Source organism: Streptomyces sp. XH2, assembly GCF_049725035.1.
GTDB classification, from domain to species: domain Bacteria; phylum Actinomycetota; class Actinomycetes; order Streptomycetales; family Streptomycetaceae; genus Streptomyces; species Streptomyces roseoverticillatus.
Genome location: NZ_JBMMMZ010000012.1, coordinates 88,557 through 106,090 on the forward strand (window position 1 = coordinate 88,557; position 17,534 = coordinate 106,090).

Consider the following 17,534-nt stretch of genomic DNA (forward strand, 5'->3'; position numbering starts at 1 on the left):
CTGATCGCTGAACGACGACAGAACCGGGCCCCCGGCGCCGATGTGCCGGGGGCCCGGTGTCCTTTTTGTGGGGGCCGGTGCCTCACCCGTGGGCGAGGGCCTGGAGGCGGCTGTACGCGCCGTTGAAGCTGTTGTGGTCACCCACCGTGGGGCCGGTGTCGGTGTACTGCCAGAAGGTGTAGTAGTCCCACCCCGCCGGGAGTTCTCCCGCGGAGGAGCCGTAGCGGGGAACCCACAGGGGGTGGGCCGCGGCGAAGCCGCCGTAGTTGCCGGTGCACTGCTTCCACCAGCCGGTCGACGTGTAGATCACGGCGTCGCGCCCCGTGCGGGCCTTGTACGTGGCGAAGAAGTCCGCGATCCAGCGGACGAGTGCGCTCGCGCTCATCCCGTAGCAGGTCGGGCCGTACGGGTTGTACTCCATGTCCAGGACGCCGGGCAGCGTCCTGCCGTCCTGGGACCAGCCGCCGCCGTGCGTGGCGAAGTACGCGGCCTGCGCGGCGCCGCCGGAGTTGTCGGGCAGGGCGAAGTGGTACGCGCCGCGGATCATGCCGACGCCGTAGGAGCCGTTGTACTGCTGCGCGAAGGAGGGGTTGGTGTAGCTGGTGCCCTCGGTCGCCTTGACGTAGGCGAAGCGGTTGCCGCTGTTCCAGAGGGACGACCAGGCGACGTTCCCGTTGTGGCTGGAGACGTCGACGCCCTCGACCGAGGCGAACCCGGGCGGGGGAGGGGTGCCGGGGGCGGGGCGCTCGTGGTCCCGCAGGGTGGAGCCGAGCCAGTCCCGCTCCGGGTGGGCGGGCCGTTTCGCGTCGTGCGCGGCGGCGGGCGGGGCGAGCAGGAGGCAGAGGGCGGACAGCAGGGAGGCGAGGAGGAGGGAGAGGGCGGCCAGGGGGGAGGGGGTGCGTAACGCCGTGGAGGATCTGCGGCCCGTGCGGCCGGATCTGTGTCCGAACGTGACCATGGCGTGCCTTCCAGAGGGGTCCGTGGGGGGAGTACCAATGACGCGCCGACGGCGCGGAGACATTGGTGTGGCCATGTCATAAATGACGTTATGGCGGCGGACGCGCCAGGCATAGGGGGACGCGGTGCTGCCGTTGGTCTAATCCTGCGAAATACTGGCGGAGCTGCGGTGAAGACCGCGAACGGGAAAAACTTTCAACAACCGGAAAGCCGGAGAGGGCCCTGACGTGCACCAGACGACTACCCCGCCTCCCGAGGAGGGCGGGCCCGGCGCCGCGCGGAGCAGAGGTATGGACCAGGCGTACCTCTCCCTGGAACGCGAGCTGGCGGTCTTCCTGCGCCGGGCCCGGGCGTCGTCCGGTGAGATGGCGCGCGAGGTGCACCCCGAGCTGGAGGCCGCCGCCTACGGCCTCCTCGTCCGCCTGGAGGACGCGGGAGCGCAGCGCGCCACGGACCTCGCGGCGTACTTCGGGGTCGGCAAGGCCACGATGAGCCGTCAGCTGCGCGCGCTGGCCGAGCTCGGCCTCGTCACCCGCGAGCCGGACCCGGCCGACGGCCGGGCGTCGCTGGTCCGCATCACGGAGGAGGGCCGTGCCCGCTTCACGCGCGTGCGCGACGCCCGGCGCGCACAGTACGTACGCAAACTGGCGGACTGGGACCGGGGCGAAGTGGCGGAGCTGGCCCGGCTGCTGCACCAGCTGAACGTGAGCGCGGAGCAGTAGGGCGAGGAGAGAACGGCCCGTCCGGCGTGTGAGGAGCGGGGTGCGGGGCGGAGCCCCGGTTACAGTTCCACGTACACGGCCGCAGCGTCGTCGTGGCGCTTCCCGAGCCGTGCCCCGCGTGCGTCCCGCTCGGCGGACCGGACCTGCTCGATGAGTGCGTCCGGTCCTCCCCGCGCGAGCGCGGCTGCGCAGTCCGCCCAGCTCCCCTCCCGGAACACCTCCACCCACCGCGACGCGCCGTCCGTGAGCGCGGCCAGCGCCCGCACCTCCGCCCGCGGGAGCGAGCCGGTCACGGCCCGCCCGGCCACGTCCGGGTCCGCCGCGGCCGTGAAGAAGCCGCCCTCCGCGTTGCGCGCGGCGTCCGTCACCGGCCCCAGGGCCCGCAGCCGTTCGATGCGGTCGTCCAGGACGGCTGTCACGGCGCCGTCCGCCGACTCGACGAGCAGCGCGGAGTCGGACAGCACCAGGTACTCCACGCGTACGCCGTCCCACCGTGCCACGACGGCCGTGGCCTGCGGCGTGCGCCGGTGACCGAGGTCGCACGTGTCCCGATGGGCCTCCGCCGTACGGGAGATGGCGCCGGACAGGCATCCGGCCAGGCTCAGCTCCCGCTCCGAGACGGCCAGTTCGAGCAGCGCACCGCCCAACCGGGCCGTGAACCAGGGCACTCCGTGCGCGCAACCGGTCTCGCCGGAGGGCGGCGGGGTGACCCCGTCGAGCAGCACCAGCGCACCGCCCTTACCGGAGGCCGGCAGGGCGACGGACACGAAGTCCTCGTTCGGGTGTCGGACATCCCCCGGCTGGGTGGCAAGTTCGATGCGCATGGGGCCAGTGTGCCGGATGCCGGAATTCGACGGTGGCACGTGCGCATCCTGTCGGCGCCCTCCGCGTTGCTTCAGGTGACGTGCTGACCTGGCACGTGTGCGATGAGTGAAGCAGGCCGATTGTCAATCAGTAAGGGATGTTCACTCCTTCGAGTGGCCGGGCGGTCGATGGACACCCCCGCCCCTCAGAGGTGCTGAAAGGGTCAAATCAGTACCAGGGGTGGGACGAGAGAAGATTGTGAGCACCGGTGCGGAAGAAGCGGCTTGGGGGCGGCGGCGGACGGAAGCCGCGGGCCACGGCGGTGCCGGAGCGCACCGCCCGCGTACGTAACCGACTGACCGTATCCGTCGCGGTCATCACCCTCGCCGTGCTCGGCGCGAGCACCTTCGGCGTCCGCGAGGCCTGGCGGGACCTCACCGAGGCGCGCCGCCTGGCCGCCCTGGCGAGCGCCGACGCCTCGGCCCTCGCCCTCGCGCACTCACTGGCCGACGAGCGCGACGCCATGGTCCAGTACGTGGCGGGCGGCCGCGCCGACTCCACCGGCGCCGGCCTCTCCGACCGCCAACGCGTCGCCGTGGACCGGCAGATCGAGGAGTTCCGGCCCGGCGCCCCGCCGGCCGTCCGCGAGCTCCTCGACACCCTCCCGCAGACCCGCCGCGAGGCCCACTCCGGCAAGGGCGACGCCCTCGCCGCCTACAACTCCTACACCCCCGCCGTGCGGGCCCTCCGCGGCCTCGCCGACACCCTCGACCGGCGCACCGGCGGCGACTCCGCCGCCCTGCCGCCGCTCGCCCGCGCCACCGAGGCGGCCTCCGCGAGCCGCGGCCTGCTCCTGGCCGCCCTCGCCGCCCAGGGCCGCAAGCCCGAGCTCGCCGCGGCGGCCCAGCGCGCCGACGCCCGTACGCAGGACGCCCTGGCCGACTTCACCCGGCTCGCGTCCCCCGCCGCCCACGACGCCTACGCCGAGGCCGTCACCGGCCCCGAGGTCGCCGAGGCCCAGCGCCTCCTCGACCGGCTCACCCGCTCCCCGTCGTCCGCCGAGCTCGCCGGCCAGCCCGCCGAGCCCGTCCGCACCGCCCTCACCACCCGCCTCCAGCGCATGCGGGGCGTCGAGGACGCCCTCGCCGAGGCCGAGGCGCCCCGCCTGGAGGCCGTGCGCCACGAGGCCATGACCGAGCTGGAGCGGCGCGTCATGGCCGCCGCCCTGTGCCTGTGCACCGCCCTCTTCACCGGCATCTGGTCCGCCCGCTCGGTCACCCGCCCGCTCGCCTCCGTCCGGACGGGCACGCGCCGCGTGAGCGCCGACCCCGTCACCGAGGAGCCCATCGTCTTCAAGGGCCGCGACGACGAGTTCGCCGAGACCGCCCGCGCCGTCAACCACCTCCAGGGCAAGTTCCGGCGCCAGCAGGGCCGCATCGCCGCCCTCGAAGGCGAGCGCACCCGCCTCATCGCCGCCCGCCAGGACGCCGCCGACGAACGCGACTCCCTGCGCGCCGAACAGCAGCGGCTCACCGAGCGCCTCGCCGCCCTCCCCGCCGAGCACCCCGGCGGCGACGCCCCCGAGCTCGGCATCCTCGTCGGCCTGTCGCTGCGCACCCTCGGCCTCGTCGAGCGCCAACTGGCCGTCATCGAGGGCATGGAGGCCCACGAGGCCGACCCGGAGCGCCTCGACACGCTCTTCAAGCTCGACCACCTCGCCACCCGGATGCGCCGCAACAGCGAGAATCTCCTGGTGCTCGCCGGAGCCGAGAGCGGCACCGGCCGCGCCGGGCCCGTACCGCTGCTCGACGTCCTGCGGGCGGCCTCCGGCGAGATCGAGCGCTACCAGCGGGTGCGCATCCAGTCCCTGCCGCCGCACGCCCGCCTCGCCGGCTTCGCCTCCGAGGACGTCAGCCACCTGATGGCCGAACTGCTGGAGAACGCCACGGCGTTCTCCCCGCCCGACTCCCAGGTCCAGATCTCCGCATGGCACCTGGAGGGCGGCGAGATCGTGCTCTGCGTCCAGGACGAGGGCATCGGCATGGCCCCCGAGCGGCTCGCCGAGGCCAACGCCCTGCTGGCCGGCCCCGTCCCCGCCGGGCCCCCGCCCCCCGTCCCCGACCACACCGGCCGGGCCGGCGGCGCGGGCCGCTCCGGGCGCACGGGACAGTCGTCGCTCGGCCTCGGCCTGTACGTCGTCGCCCGGCTCGCCGCCCGGCACGGGATCCGCGTCCAGCTGCGCGAGCAGGCGACCGGCGGGGTCGCCGCCGTCGCGGTCCTGCCCGTGGGCCTGCTGCCCGCCGGGCCGCCCGCCGTCACCGGCCTCGGCGACACTCCGCCCGTCCCCGGCGCCGCGGCCGTCCCCCAGGTCCACCTCCCCGGCTCCATCGCCGAGGCCAACTCCCACACGCTGCGCGGCCGTCCCCAGCACACGCACCGGGCGCCCGGCGCCCACGCGGCCCGCCCCGCCCACGCCCAGGTGCCGCCGCCCGTCCACCCGGCCGACCCGCCGGCCCCGCCCGCCCCGGCCCCCGCCGAGGCCGACGCGACGATGCGGCTCACCGGCTACGGGGAAGCGGCCGCACCCCCCGCCCCCGCTTCCACGGGGCGCCACGCCCGCCCGCCCGCGCCCGCCGACGGCGCGACCACCGGCACCGGGCTGCCCAACGGCACGGCGCTGCCCAAGCGCACCCCCAAGGCCGTGGCCCAGCGGCCCGCCCCCCAGCGCGTGCGCCAGGGCGTCGACGCCGAGGCGCTGCGCCGCAAGCTCGCCGGCTTCCAGCGGGGAGCCGCCGACGGACGGCGCGACGCCCAGGCCGAGCTGGCCGGGCGCGACACACAACGGAACCAAGCGGGCCCGCCGGCCGACGGCGGCACACCCGAGGAGGCACGCGGTTGACTGCATTCCCCCGGGGGGCGACCCCCGTATCCCCCGCCGGCCCCGCCTCGTACGGGCTGAGCCACGAGGCCCGCAACCTGCACTGGCTGCTGACCAACCTCGTCGAGGAGGTGCCCGGCGTCCGGTCCGTCGCCGTCGTCTCCTCCGACGGCCTGCTCCTGCTCTCCTCCGACCCCCGCCTGGTGCACCGGGGCGAGAGACCGGACGGGCCGCGCGGCTCCACGGCCGACCTCGCCACCATCGTCGCGGGCCTGGGCAGCCTGACGACCGGCGCCGCGTGCCTGATGGACGGCGGCTTCGTCAAGCAGACCATGGTCGCGATGGACGAGGGCAGCCTGTTCGTGATGACCATCAGCGACGGCTCGCTGCTGGGCGTCCACGCCGAGCCCGACTGCGACATGAGCGTCGTCGCCTACCACATGGCCCTCTTCGTCGGCCGGGCCGGGCACGTCCTCACCCCCGAACTCCGCAGGGAGCTGCGGCAGTCGGTGGAGGCGGTCGGATGACGGGCACCGCCGCCTGCGGCAAGCCGGCGCGCGTCCGCCCGTACTCGCTGGCCGGCGGGCGCCCCCGCCGGTGCCGGCTGCTGCTCGTCGAGACCTTCGTGGCGGCCCTCGACGCGGACGGCACCGCCCCCGGCGGCGGCCCGGGGGCGGCCGGCCCCCACCCGCGGATCCCGCCCGAGGGCCGCGCCATCGTGGACCTGTGCCACCGGCTGCGGTCGGTCGCCGAGATCGCCGCGCTGCTGCGCATGCCGCTCGGCGCCGTACGGGTCCTCCTCCTCGAACTGGCCGAGCAGGGCCGCGTCCGCGTCTTCGACACCGCCCACGGCACCGGCCGGCCCGACCGCGCGCTGCTGGAAAGGGTGCAAGGTGCGCTCCGCCGACTGTGAAGAGGGCCAGGAACCCCGGCGCCCGGAACCGTGCGGCCCTGCCGCCGGTTCCGCGTCCCGCACGATCACGCTCGGCGCCGTCGCCGCCGACGACGCGCCACGCCCCTGGCAGACCGACCGCGGCCGCGCCCCCCTCGCCACGAAGATCGTCGTGGCGGGCGGCTTCGGCGTCGGCAAGACCACCTTCGTCGGCTCCGTCTCGGAGATCACGCCGCTGCGCACCGAGGCCCTGATGACCGCCGCCGCACGGGACGTCGACGACGCCACGGCCACCCCCGGCAAGCGGACGACCACCGTCGCCATGGACTTCGGGCGGCTCACCCTCGACGCCGACCTCGTCCTCTACCTCTTCGGCACCCCCGGCCAGAAACGATTCTGGTTCATGTGGGACGACCTCGTGCGCGGCGCGATCGGCGCCGTCGTGCTGGCCGACACCCGGCGCCTCGCGGAGTCCTTCCCCGCCCTCGACTACTTCGAGACCGCGGGCCTGCCCTACGTCGTGGCGGTCAACCACTTCGAGGGCGCCGACCGCCACGCCCCCGAGGCCGTCCGCGAGGCGCTCGCGCTGCCGCCGCCCGTCCCGGTGGTGACCATGGACGCCCGGAAGCGGATCACGGTCGTCGACACCCTGCTGGCCCTCGTCGGCCGGGCGCTCGACACCCTGCCCGAGTGAGGAGCGACCCGTGAGACGGATCCTCATCGCCGGAGCCGGCCAGTCCGGCCTCCAGCTCGCCCTCGGCCTGCAGTTCCACGGCTACGACGTGACGCTGATGTCCAACCGCACCTCCGAAGAGATACGTTCCGGCCGGGTGATGTCCACCCAGTGCATGTTCCCCACGGCCCTGCGCCACGAGCACGAGCTCGGCCTCGGCTTCTGGGCGGCCGCCGCGCCGCGCATCGAGGGCGTCGGCATCTCCGTCGCCGAGCCCGGAGCCGCCGCGGGCCCGCACCGGCGCGCCGTCGACTGGCTCGGCCGGCTCGGCGGCTGCGCCCAGTCCGTGGACCAGCGGCTGAAGATGTCCGGCTGGCTGGACACCTTCGCCGAGCGCGGCGGCCGGCTGGCCGTCCACGCCGTCACGGTCTCCGACCTGGACGCCCTCGCCCGCCACTACGACCTGGTGCTCGTCGCCACGGGCAAGGGCGAGCTCGCGGAGCTCTTCGACCGCGACCCCGCCGGCTCCCCGTACGCGGTCCCGCAGCGCGCCCTGGCCGTTGCCTACGTGCACGGGCTCGGCCCGCGCCCCGAGCACCCGGACACCGAGGCGGTGCGCTGCAACCTGGTGCCCGGCGCGGGGGAGCTGTTCGTGCTGCCGACGCTCACCGTCTCCGGCCGCGCCGACGTCCTGTTCTGGGAGGCCGTCCCGGACGGCCCCCTGGACGCCTTCCAGGACCAGCCCGGCCCCGGCGAGCACCTGGCGCGGACCCTGGAGCTGATGGAGCACTACGTGCCCTGGGAGTACGCGCGGGCCACCCGCGTCGAGCTCACCGACGCGCAGGCCACCCTGGCCGGCCGCTACACCCCGGCCGTGCGCGACCCCGTCGGCCGACTGCCCTCCGGCGGGCTCGTCCTCGGGGTCGCCGACGCGGTCGTGGCCGACGACCCCGTCACCGGGCAGGGCGCCAACTCCGCCGCCAAGTGCGCCGCCGCCTACCTCGCCGCGATCGTCCGGCACGGCGAGCGGCCCTTCGACGAGGCGTGGATGCGGGCGGCGTTCGCCGGCCACTGGGTCTCGGCGCGGCACACCACCGCCTGGACCAACGCGATGCTCGCGCCGCGCCAGCCCGCGCACGTGCGGGAGCTCCTGGAAGCGGCGGGCCGGCACCAGGCCCTCGCCGACCGCATCGCCAGCGGCTTCGACGACCCGGAGGACTTCGCGGAGTACTTCTACGAGGCGCAGGACGCGGCGGCGTGCGTGGCGGCACTGGCCGGGGAGCCGTCCTGAGGCCCGCCCGGCCGGTGCCGGTCCATGAGGGAGCCGTACTGCTCTACGAGGGCGCCGACGCCGACCCGTAGCCCGCGTCGGAGCCGTACGCGGCGCCCTCCGGCAGCGGCGGCAGCTCGTACTTCCGCAGCGGCGCCTCGCCCGCGTCCGGGCGGACCGCCCCGAGCAGCGGGTTGGCGGCGATCGGCGAGACCTTCACGCTGCCGCCCGGCCGCGGTGCCTGCATCACCAGGCCGTTGCCGAGGTAGAGCGCGACGTGCGTCGCCCCCTCGAAGTAGAGCACCAGGTCGCCCGGGCGCAGCTCGTCGAGGGCCACCCGCGGCAGGCTCCTCCACTGCTCCTGGCTCGTGCGCGGGATGACGTCGCCCGCGTGGGCCCAGGCCTGTGAGGTGAGCCCCGAGCAGTCGAAGGCGTCCGGCCCGGCCGCGCCCCACACGTACGGCTTGCCGAGCTGCTCGAACGCGTAGGCGATGGCCTTGCTGCCCGCGGCGGACGGCCGGGTCGAGCCGCTCAGCCGGCCCGAGGCGAGCAGCGCGCGCTGGGCCTCGCCGATGTTCTTCTGCTCCAGGCGCTGGATGTCGGCGAGCTGGTTGCCGGTCAGCGACGCGAGCATCTTCTCGACGTCGCCGAGGCTCCTCTTGACCTTGTCGCGCTGCTGCTTCTGCTTCGCGGCCAGCACCTGCTGCTCGTTGAGGGCCTCGCGCGCCCTGCCCGCCAGGTCCGAGGCGCGCTTCTCGCTCTTCGTGAGGCGGCCGACCGTGGCCGCCCGCTGGCCCGCGGCCCGCTGGATCTGGTGGCCCCGGTCGAGCGCCTGCTGCGGGTCGGGGCTGAGGAGGACGGAGACGTACGGGGCGAGGGTGCCGCTCGTGCCCTGGTACTGCTCCCGGGCGAGCCGCCCGGCGGCGTCGCGGCTGCCGGTGAGGGCGAGGCGGGCGGTCGCGAGCTGCTCGTTCAGCTCGTCCACCCGCTTGTGCTGCGCCTTGAGCTTCTCCTCGGTCGCGTTGTACGTCTCGGTGGCCTCCTCGGCCTTCCGGTAGAGCGTCTGGAGGCGGGTGAGCAGGGTGTGGACGGACGGCTGGTCGGGCGGGGCCGCGGGGGCGGCCGCCGCCGGGGGCGGGGGCAGTGCGAGCGACGCGGCGCCGGCCATCAGCGCCGCCGTGCAGACAGAACGCACGAACCGTCCTGACACGAGCTCACCTCCGGTGTGGGGCGTGATCGTTTTGCCCAGGGAGGATCGTGCCACGTGTGGTCCTATTTATGGGAGTGCTGTGGGCGAATCCGCCTAACCCGCTCACTCCATGGATGCCGGGCCGTCACCCGGCCGGCGGCCGGGCCGCACCCGTGTGCCCCGGACGCGGCCGGGAGGCGCCCTTGCGGCGGGCGGCGGCTCCCGGGCGGCGTCAGCGCTTCGTCCACGGCCACTTCAGGCCGCGATCCGGCCGCCGCCCCTCCGGGTCGTACACGTACTTCCAGCCCTTGTGCAGCCCCAGGCGGCGCGTCGTGCCCGCCTGGACCCGGTGGTAGACCAGGACCGTCGGCGGCCCGCCGTGCTCGTCCGGCACCGGGACCTCGTAGACCTTCGGCGGATGCCCGGTGTGTCCCAGCAGTACCGGCAGTACGCGCCCGTCCAGGGGGCCGCCCTCGAAAGGCGTATTCTCGCTTCTCACGCCCCCAGTCTCCGTCAGACGCGCGCCCCGCCCGCGGACGTAGCGGACGGGAGCAGGTGCGTCGCCTCCGACACCACCGGGAGGACCTGGCTGGCCAGGCGTCCCACGGGCCCGTCCGCACCCTCCAGGGCCAGTGCGGCGCGGGCGGCCCCGGCCGTCTGCGGGTCGCTCGCCGACGTGGCCGTCAGGAGCGCCACGAAGTGGTCGACCAGCCAGTCGCGCAGCTCGTGCACCGGGGGCTGCTTGTCCTCGTCCAGCCAGATCAGGGACGCCGCCTCCACGGCCGTGATCCACGTCCGGACCATCATGCGCAGCCTGGGCCCGGGCTCCGGCACCCGCAGGTGCTTGAGGATCTGCGCGGCGGCCGCCCGCCGCACCCCGTCCACGATCGCGCCCGTGCGGGAGGTCTCGGCGACGCTGCCGCCCTGCAGCAGCGCGCTGAACCCGGCGTCGTGCTCGTCCACGAACGCCAGGTAGCGGTCGAGGGCGGCGGCCAGGCGGCCCGTGAGGGGACCGGTCTGCGGCTCGGCGAAGCACAGCTCCAGATCGTCGGCGGCGCTGCGCAGCGCCGTCTCGTACAGCTGGGGCTTGCCGCCGGGGAAGTAGCGGTACACGAGCGGCCTCGACACCTTGGCGGCCGCCGCCACGTCGTCCAAGGAGACGTCCTCCGGCGCGTGGTGCGCGAAGAGGACGAGGGCGGCGGAGATCAGCTGGGTGCGGCGTTCCTCGACGCTGAGCCTGCGGTACGCGGGGCGGGCGGACGGAGTCGGTGCTGCCGGGGCGGTTCCGCTGCCGTTCATGCAGGCAGCGTAACGGGGTGGTGCGGGGGCGCGGTGGTACGGACCTGGCGGGGCGGGGGGCAGGGGTGCGGGCCGGTGGCGCGGGGCGGGCGGGGCCTGGTGGCGAGGGGCGTTCAGGCCAGGAGGCCGGAGCTGCGCCACAGGCGGCGGCCGGCGCCCCGCAGGACACCGATGTCGCCCAGGAAGCCGGTGAGCCGCTCGGCGCCGGTCTGCATCACCTCGCGCCGGTGCCCGCTCGCCCGGACCTGGGCGACGGCCTCGCGCCGGTCCAGGCCCACGTTCGTGTAGACGGCCGGGTTGACGAAGGCGACGGAGAAGACCCGGGCCGCCTCGCCGCAGCTGAGTCTCGTCAGGGACGCCTCCCAGCGCGGGCAGCTCACCATCTGGCGGCGCAGCTCCTCGCGCGCGTACCGGACGTGGCGGGCCTCCTCCACCACGTGGATGCGGGTGACGCCGCGGACCAGCGGCTGCACCCGCTCGTCGGGGAAGGTCAGGCGCTGCATGTAGTCGAGGATCTCCTCGCCCAGCAGCGTGCAGGCGAACGAACCCGGCGTGGTGGACACGGTCTTGAGGATCCGGGCCAGGTTGTGGTGCAGCGGGGACACGGGGTACGCGGGGGCGCCGCTGCGCTCGATCAGCCGGGCGAACATCTTCGAGTGCCGGCACTCGTCGGCGATCTCGGTGAGCGCGTAGCGGACGTGCGCGCTGGTGGCGGGCTTGTCGTAGACGTGCCGGACCAGCAGCTGCATCAGGATGAGCTCGAACCAGATGCCGAGCGAGGCGAGCGAGGCGGCCTCGTGCCGGGAGAGCTCGATGCGCTGCTCCTCGGACATCGTGCGCCACAGCGGGGTGCCGTAGAGGGAGAGCAGCTCGGGCGGCCAGAACCACTTGCCGTCCTCCGGGGGCGCGTCCCAGTCGAGTTCCGTGTCCGGATCGAAGGAGTGCCTGGCGGAGGACTCCAGCAGCCTGAGGGCGACCTGTTCGCGGTCCTTGAGCGGCCCGAGGGCGTCCCGAAGCGGGCTGACTACAGGGTTACTTGGGGTCACACCCTTATGAGACTGCCTGTCAGCAAGCGCGTCAATCCTTTCGGGTGAGTTGATGAAGGATCATTGACCCGGCGGTAACCGGCGTGTGAGCCTGCCATGGGGACCGGCGAGGCCGGTGGTCCGGGGGAACCTGTGGTCCGGTGATGCCGGCAGAGGACGGGAGACGCCGATGGCGACGCGCAACCTCTACGCACATGACCCCGGTGACCCCGGCTGGACGGTGCCGGCCACGGGCGCGGCCCGCTTCAGCTGGGAGGCCATGTATCCCGGCCAGGAGAACGGCGCGGGCCGGGACCGGCTGCTGGCCCTCTACCAGAAGGGCAAGGACAAGCAGTGGGATGCGGAGAAGCGCATCGACTGGTCCCTGCCCGTCGATCCGTACGACCCGCTCGGCCTGCCCGACGAGACCAGCCCGCTGTACGGCACCCCGTACTGGGGCCGCATGAGCGACAAGGACAAGGGCGAGCTGCGGCGCAACTACGCGGCCTGGCAGTTCAGCCAGTTCCTCCACGGCGAGCAGGGCGCGATGGTCTGCGCCGCCCGCATCGTGGAGTCCGTGCCGGACCTGGACGCCAAGTTCTACTCCGCCACCCAGACGATGGACGAGGCCCGCCACGCCGAGCTCTACGGCCGCTTCCTCCACGAGAAGATCGGCCTGCTCTACCCCATAGACGACAACCTGCAGGCGCTGCTGGGCGACACCCTGCGCGACTCCCGCTGGGACATGCCGTACCTCGGCATGCAGGTGCTCATCGAGGGCCTGGCCCTCGCCGCCTTCGGCATGCTGCGCGACATCACGGACAAGCCGCTGCCCAAGCAGATCCTCGCCTACGTCATGCAGGACGAGGCCCGGCACGTCGCCTTCGGCCGCATGGCCCTGCGCGACTACTACCGGCAGCTCTCGCGCGCCGAGCTGCGCGAGCGCGAGGAGTTCGTCATCGAGGGCTGCCATCTGATGCGCGACCGGCTGCGGGGCGAAGTGGTGCTCACCGACTTCGGCCTCCCCGCGGACGAGGCGATCAGGCTGAGCGAGGAGTCCGAATACCTGCGGGTCTTCCGGAAGTTGCTGTTCTCGCGCATCGTGCCGTGCGTCAAGGACATCGGGCTGTGGGGCGAGCGGCTGCAGCGCGCGTACGTCGGCATGGGCGTGCTGGAGCTGGGCGACGCGAGCCTGGACCTGCTGATGGCGCAGGACGAGGAGATCGCCGAGAAGCTCGACGCGCAGCGCTTCGCGGAGGAGGAGGCCGCACGGAAGGGGGAGGTTGCGGAGGCGATCGCCGCTGGTGCGGGAGAGGCTGCCGAAACGCGGGAAGTGTGAGTCGTCGCAAGGGACTTGCGCTCCTTGAGGGCTGATGTCCTTCTTCGAACCCTCTTGGGAACCTTCCTTTCGGTATGGACGTCTTCGGGTGCACACCGAGGGAGGGGACGCTCATGGCACGACCGGCCGCTCGGAGGAACCGGCACCTCGTCGTCGCGACGGCGTCGGCGATGGCGCTCTTCGCCACGATATCCGGCTGCGTGGCCATGGCCACGGAGGACCCGGGGTCGGGCGCGGGCCCGAGCAACAGCAGCGGAAGCGGCGGAAGTTCCGGCAGCGGGGACAAGGGGAGGTCTCCCGGCGCGGCGCCCTCCGGCGCGGCGACGCCGCCGGCACGGGTGTCGGCCGAGATCACGCACGAGAGCGAGGACCCAGGAAAAACGGTCAACCTGACCATCGACGACGGACCCGAGCCCGGCTGGACGGTGAAGGTCCTCGACCTGCTCAAGAAGTACGACGCGAAGGCGACGTTCTGCATCATCGGGTCGCGGGCCCAGGAGTACCCCGACCTCGTCAAGAAGGTCGCCGCGGCCGGCCACCGGCTGTGCGACCACTCCGTCGACCACAACACCGCCATGGACAAGCGCCCCGAGTCCTACCAGGAACGACAGGTCCTCGACGCCCAGAAGTCGATCGAGAAGGCGGCGGGGGAGGGCGCCCGGGTGCTCTACTACCGGGCCCCGGGCGGCGCCTTCACCCCGTACAGCCGAGAGGTCGCCGCGTCGCACGGCATGCGCCCGCTCGGCTGGAGCGTCGACACCCGGGACTGGCAGAACCCCGGCGTCGACCGCATCGTCGACACGGTGAAGAAGGGCATGAAGGAGGGCCCGACGGTGCTCTTCCACGACGGTGGGGGCAACCGCGGCCAGACGGTGGCGGCGCTGGAGAGGCTGCTGCCGTGGTTCAAGGAGCAGGGGTACGCGTTCAGCTACCCGAAGATCTGAGGACGCCCGGCTGCGTTCCGCCGCCTTCCGGCGGCTACCAGCGGAAGACGTCGCTCGCCGGGGACGGGCCGGCGGGCCCGGGAAGGGAGGCGGCATTGCGCGGGTGGTCCGGCACGAGGAACCACCTGCGGGCCGAGGCGAGCCACCAGACACCGGCGAACCCCAGGACGGCGGCGACCGCGACGGGGGCGTAGTTGAACGTGTCGGCGGTGACGGGGCTCGCCTGCGGCAGCATGAACAGCACGGTGATCAGGGCGACCCAGCCGATGGCCACGAAGCCGACCGGCTTCGACCAGCGGCCCAGGTGCCAGGGCCCGCGTTCGAAGGCGTCGCCCTTGCGCAGCCGCAGCAGGGTCGGCGCGGCGTAGGCCAGGTACAGGCCGATGGTGGCGATCGAGGTCACCGCCGCGTAGGCCGTGGAGTTGACGAGGTAGGGCAGGCCCAGGGCGAACGCGCCCGCGGCGGCCAGCCAGACGGCGTTGGTGGGGGTGCGCGTCTGCGGGTTGATCCGGTGCCAGACGCGGGAGAAGGGCAGGGCGCCGTCCCGCGAGAACGCGTAGATCATCCGCGAGTTGGCGGTCACGGACGCCATGCCGCAGAACAGCTGCGCGACGATCACGACCAGGAGCAGCAGCTTCCCGCCGGCCGGGCCGAGCGCGTCCAGGAAGATCTGCGCGGGCGGGACGCCGGTCGCGGTGCCGGCCGTGCCGTCCCAGTCCTGGATCGCGTACGTCAGGCCGGCCAGCAGCACGAAACCGGCGATCCAGGACACCCAGATCGACCGGACGATGCCGCGCGGCCCCGCGACGGCCGCGTCGTTCGTCTCCTCCGTCATGTGGGCGGAGGCGTCGAAGCCGGTGAAGGTGTACTGCGCGACGAGCAGCGAGAGCAGCCCGACGTAGAGGCCGGAGCCCCAGCCGGTGTCGTTGACGAAGTGCGTGAAGACGAACGACGTCGACTGGTGCCGGCCCGGGACGAGGGCCAGCACGCCGACGATGACCAGGACGCCCAGCAGGTGCCACCACACGCTCACGGAGTTCAGGAACGCCACCAGCCGCACGCCGAAGGTGTTGAGGGCGGCGTGCAGCAGGAGCACCGCGCCGAACAGCGCGATCGTGTGGCCGGGCGTCGCCGCGAAGCCGAACTGCAGGTCGAGGTAGGCGTTGAGGAACGAGGCCGCGCCGAAGTCGATGCCGGCGGTCGCCGCGACCTGCCCGAGCACGTTGAACCAGCCGGTGAACCACGCCCACGCCGCACGCGAGCGCTCCGGCGCCATCCGGTGCGCCCAGAAGTACAGGCCGGCCGAGGTCGGGTACGAGGAGCACACCTCCGCCATCGCCAGCCCCACGAACAGGGACATCGCGCCGACGCCGATCCAGCCCCAGGTGAGCATCGCCGGCCCGCCCGTCTTCATGCCGAAGCCGTACAGCGTCATGCAGCCGGAGAGCACGGAGATGATCGTGAACGAGACGGCGAAGTTGGCGAATCCGGACATGTGGCGGGCGAGGACCTGCGTGTAGCCGAGCTGGCGCAGGCGCTCCTCGTCGGAGACGCCGGGGCCGCCGGGGCCGCCGGGGAGGTCGAGTGGCACGCGATTCTCTTTCTCGTGGGGAACGGTCAGGGAATGTGCGTGTTGCTGTTGTGGCGGGAGGTCGGCGGGTGTCCGCGAGAGGTCGGCAAGAGGTCTGCGGGTGTCCGCGAGAGGTCTAGAGACGCGGAGCGCGATGCCGGTGACCCCGCCCGTCCCGAACGGCCCGGAGTGCCCACTTCCGGTGCCGGAGGAAGAGCCCCCGGGCATCACCGCAGTACGACCAGGGCACCTCGGAGGCGTACGGACCGATGGCCTCGAACACCTCGTGGGCCTCGGCGTGCCGCCCCGCGAAGGCCAGGGCGTGGGCGAGGTAGTTGGCGTCGTCGGTGAACTGGGCGTGCGGCTGCGCACCGCGACACCGCCACCACCGGTCCACCACCGGATCGATATGAGGACAATCGATCCATGGATGGACGCTCAGCCCGTAGCTGGCCGCGTCGGTCTCCATCCGGTGCCGGTGCGACTCGGCGAGCGCGACCAGCGGCAGCACGGCGAGCGGCAGCCCGCGGGGCGCGGTGTCGGCCCGCTCCTGCGCCCAGTGGAACATCTCCGCTCCGGAGCCGTGGTTCCGGGCGAAGAGGTAGGTGAGCATCTCGTGGTGGGCCTCGCGGTTGTACGGATCCCGCCGCACCACCTCGCCCCACACCTGCTCCAGCACGTTCCGGCCCGGCGCGTGGACCCGGACCAGCGCGAGCATCACCACCCACGGCGAGGGATCGGCCGGCACGGCCTCGGCGGCCGCCAGACAGGTGGCCCAGGACCGCTCCATCTCGGCCCGCCCCGCCCCGGCCCCGCTGATCACCGACCGCACCGCCTGCACGTGCGCGAGCAGCGCCAGCGCGTCCCCCGACCCCGGCTCGGCCCGCGCCCACGTATCCGCGAACCGCAGCCCCGCTCCGGCCCGCGCCAGCACCTGTAACCGGAAGATCCGCCGGTCCCAGTCCGCCCCGGTGGCCCCGATCAGATCCCGCGGCCCCTCCCACCGCCCCATGGCGGCGTCCTCCAGCGCGGCCCGCAACGGCAGATCGTCCCGGGCCTGATGCAGCACCAGCCCCTCCCCGGCCGCCCGCCGAAATCTCATCCGCCCCGCTTCCCTGAGTAACCGTCAAGTAGGCGTGTTGCAGAAAAACGTGACAGGCCAGGACCCCATCCGGGATCACTCCTGCCCCTAGGGGAACGCACCTTACTCCGGGCGGCGCCGAAGGATGCGGACAACAACAAAAGACCCGGACTCAGCAGCACTGAGTCCGGGTCTCCATCACGGCACCCGCCGGCCATGCGATCACATCGCACCGCTCCAGCAGAAGTGCCCCCGGCAGGATTCGAACCTGCGCACACGGCTCCGGAGGTTGTACTGGGTCCAGACCTTTTCGCAGGTCAGCGGCGTGTAGGGGAAATCGACGGTCTCCGCGCGTTTGACGACATGACAGCCTGCAGATACTCGCGGTGGGAGGATGGAAGGCGAACCGCACCGCCTTGGTCGAGAAGTACGTGATGCAGCGGACGCCGAAGGTGGGCGAGACATCAACGCGGTGACCGCCGTTCACGCTGCCAACCTCGCACCGAACCACCTGGTGATCGCTCGAGCATTGGACACCGCTGACTGCTCCGCCGAAATCCTGGATGGGTCGAGCGTGGCGTAGGCGACACCGCGAATGCCCCGCCACGGTCGATATCGCCCTCGTTGAACAAGATCTAGGTGACCGTTGCCACGCCAGCTGGCCAGCCCACAGGCATCGGACGGAAGGCCTTCACGGCGCCCCCTCCTCGGCGACGTCGTGCTCGGCGAAAGAGGCATGCTAGCCGCCGACTGGCAGACGGCTACCGCATTCAGTGCCCACAACGTCCAGTGGCTCACCTCGCCGACCAGGCCCGCATCACCCGAACTGCCGAGCCCCTCGCAGCTGCCCGCCCCGCTCACCCGCCAGGTTTCCAACGTCACATACGAACG

The 17,534-nt window shown here is 73.3% G+C and carries 16 protein-coding genes; 8 read left to right on the forward strand and 8 right to left on the reverse strand.

Annotation, left to right across the window (positions count from 1 at the left end; all coding sequences use genetic code 11):
• Positions 1-82: 82 nt before the first annotated feature.
• Positions 83-958 carry a lysozyme gene (locus ACOTKD_RS24340; protein ID WP_424891142.1) on the reverse strand — a complete coding sequence of 292 codons (876 nt, stop codon included), beginning with the start codon at positions 956-958 and terminating at the stop codon, positions 83-85.
• A 289-nt stretch (positions 959-1,247) separates the two neighbouring features.
• On the opposite strand from ACOTKD_RS24340, the gene ACOTKD_RS24345 reads away from it, so the two are divergent.
• The gene (locus ACOTKD_RS24345) at positions 1,248-1,679 is read left to right on the forward strand and encodes a MarR family winged helix-turn-helix transcriptional regulator (RefSeq protein WP_424891143.1); all 432 of its coding nucleotides are present in this window, start codon (positions 1,248-1,250) and stop codon (positions 1,677-1,679) included.
• A gap of 59 nt (positions 1,680-1,738) precedes the next feature.
• Here the strand turns inward: ACOTKD_RS24345 and ACOTKD_RS24350 are convergent, their stop codons facing one another.
• Entirely contained in the window at positions 1,739-2,503 is a 765-nt protein-coding gene (locus tag ACOTKD_RS24350; RefSeq protein WP_424891144.1) for a protein phosphatase 2C domain-containing protein, read from the reverse strand.
• Positions 2,504-2,805: 302 nt separating this feature from the next.
• On the opposite strand from ACOTKD_RS24350, the gene ACOTKD_RS24355 reads away from it, so the two are divergent.
• The 5 genes from ACOTKD_RS24355 to ACOTKD_RS24375 all read left to right on the forward strand — a co-directional run bounded on the left by ACOTKD_RS24355 (position 2,806) and on the right by ACOTKD_RS24375 (position 8,217).
• Positions 2,806-5,382, forward strand: coding sequence for a nitrate- and nitrite sensing domain-containing protein (locus tag ACOTKD_RS24355; protein ID WP_424891145.1), 2,577 nt, complete (start codon positions 2,806-2,808; stop codon positions 5,380-5,382).
• Positions 5,379-5,888 (forward strand): roadblock/LC7 domain-containing protein, encoded by a 510-nt coding sequence (locus tag ACOTKD_RS24360; protein WP_424891146.1) that lies wholly within the window; start codon positions 5,379-5,381, stop codon positions 5,886-5,888. The genes ACOTKD_RS24355 and ACOTKD_RS24360 overlap by 4 nt, the downstream gene beginning before the upstream one ends.
• Positions 5,885-6,274 carry a DUF742 domain-containing protein gene (locus ACOTKD_RS24365; RefSeq protein WP_424891147.1) on the forward strand — a complete coding sequence of 130 codons (390 nt, stop codon included), beginning with the start codon at positions 5,885-5,887 and terminating at the stop codon, positions 6,272-6,274. Before ACOTKD_RS24360 ends, ACOTKD_RS24365 begins: the two co-directional genes overlap by 4 nt.
• 64 nt (positions 6,275-6,338) lie before the next feature.
• Entirely contained in the window at positions 6,339-6,947 is a 609-nt protein-coding gene (locus ACOTKD_RS24370; protein ID WP_424891342.1) for a GTP-binding protein, read from the forward strand.
• A gap of 10 nt (positions 6,948-6,957) precedes the next feature.
• Positions 6,958-8,217, forward strand: coding sequence for a styrene monooxygenase/indole monooxygenase family protein (locus ACOTKD_RS24375; RefSeq protein ID WP_424891148.1), 1,260 nt, complete (start codon positions 6,958-6,960; stop codon positions 8,215-8,217).
• Between the two features lie 43 nt (positions 8,218-8,260).
• Here the strand turns inward: ACOTKD_RS24375 and ACOTKD_RS24380 are convergent, their stop codons facing one another.
• The 4 genes from ACOTKD_RS24380 to ACOTKD_RS24395 form a co-directional block, all read right to left on the reverse strand.
• Positions 8,261-9,406 (reverse strand): NlpC/P60 family protein, encoded by a 1,146-nt coding sequence (locus ACOTKD_RS24380; RefSeq protein WP_424891149.1) that lies wholly within the window; start codon positions 9,404-9,406, stop codon positions 8,261-8,263.
• A 211-nt stretch (positions 9,407-9,617) separates the two neighbouring features.
• The gene (locus ACOTKD_RS24385) at positions 9,618-9,884 is read right to left on the reverse strand and encodes a hypothetical protein (protein WP_424891151.1); all 267 of its coding nucleotides are present in this window, start codon (positions 9,882-9,884) and stop codon (positions 9,618-9,620) included.
• 14 nt (positions 9,885-9,898) lie between these two features.
• Entirely contained in the window at positions 9,899-10,684 is a 786-nt protein-coding gene (locus tag ACOTKD_RS24390) for a TetR/AcrR family transcriptional regulator (RefSeq protein ID WP_424891152.1), read from the reverse strand.
• A 113-nt stretch (positions 10,685-10,797) separates the two neighbouring features.
• The gene (locus ACOTKD_RS24395) at positions 10,798-11,730 is read right to left on the reverse strand and encodes an AurF N-oxygenase family protein (protein ID WP_424891153.1); all 933 of its coding nucleotides are present in this window, start codon (positions 11,728-11,730) and stop codon (positions 10,798-10,800) included.
• Positions 11,731-11,899: 169 nt separating this feature from the next.
• On the opposite strand from ACOTKD_RS24395, the gene ACOTKD_RS24400 reads away from it, so the two are divergent.
• Positions 11,900-13,048, forward strand: a complete 1,149-nt coding sequence (locus ACOTKD_RS24400; RefSeq protein ID WP_424891154.1) for a ferritin-like domain-containing protein — start codon at positions 11,900-11,902, stop codon at positions 13,046-13,048.
• 113 nt (positions 13,049-13,161) lie between these two features.
• On the forward strand, positions 13,162-13,992 hold the full coding sequence (locus ACOTKD_RS24405) for a polysaccharide deacetylase family protein (protein WP_424891155.1): 831 nt from the start codon (positions 13,162-13,164) through the stop codon (positions 13,990-13,992).
• A 34-nt stretch (positions 13,993-14,026) separates the two neighbouring features.
• On the opposite strand, the gene ACOTKD_RS24410 is transcribed toward ACOTKD_RS24405, so the two are convergent.
• Positions 14,027-15,583, reverse strand: a complete 1,557-nt coding sequence (locus ACOTKD_RS24410) for an amino acid permease (protein WP_424891156.1) — start codon at positions 15,581-15,583, stop codon at positions 14,027-14,029.
• Between the two features lie 115 nt (positions 15,584-15,698).
• Entirely contained in the window at positions 15,699-16,631 is a 933-nt protein-coding gene (locus tag ACOTKD_RS24415; protein ID WP_424891157.1) for a hypothetical protein, read from the reverse strand.
• Between the last annotated feature and the right edge of the window lie 903 nt (positions 16,632-17,534).

Excerpts from the sequence above, each read along its gene's own strand:
- ACOTKD_RS24340 (WP_424891142.1), bottom strand. The coding sequence starts at position 958 with ATGGTCACGTTCGGACACAGATCCGGCCGCACGGGCCGCAGATCCTCC.
- ACOTKD_RS24345 (WP_424891143.1), top strand. The coding sequence starts at position 1,248 with ATGGACCAGGCGTACCTCTCCCTGGAACGCGAGCTGGCGGTCTTCCTG.
- ACOTKD_RS24350 (WP_424891144.1), bottom strand. The coding sequence starts at position 2,503 with ATGCGCATCGAACTTGCCACCCAGCCGGGGGATGTCCGACACCCGAAC.
- ACOTKD_RS24365 (WP_424891147.1), top strand. The coding sequence starts at position 5,885 with ATGACGGGCACCGCCGCCTGCGGCAAGCCGGCGCGCGTCCGCCCGTAC.
- ACOTKD_RS24390 (WP_424891152.1), bottom strand. The coding sequence starts at position 10,684 with ATGAACGGCAGCGGAACCGCCCCGGCAGCACCGACTCCGTCCGCCCGC.
- ACOTKD_RS24400 (WP_424891154.1), top strand. The coding sequence starts at position 11,900 with ATGGCGACGCGCAACCTCTACGCACATGACCCCGGTGACCCCGGCTGG.
- ACOTKD_RS24405 (WP_424891155.1), top strand. The coding sequence starts at position 13,162 with ATGGCACGACCGGCCGCTCGGAGGAACCGGCACCTCGTCGTCGCGACG.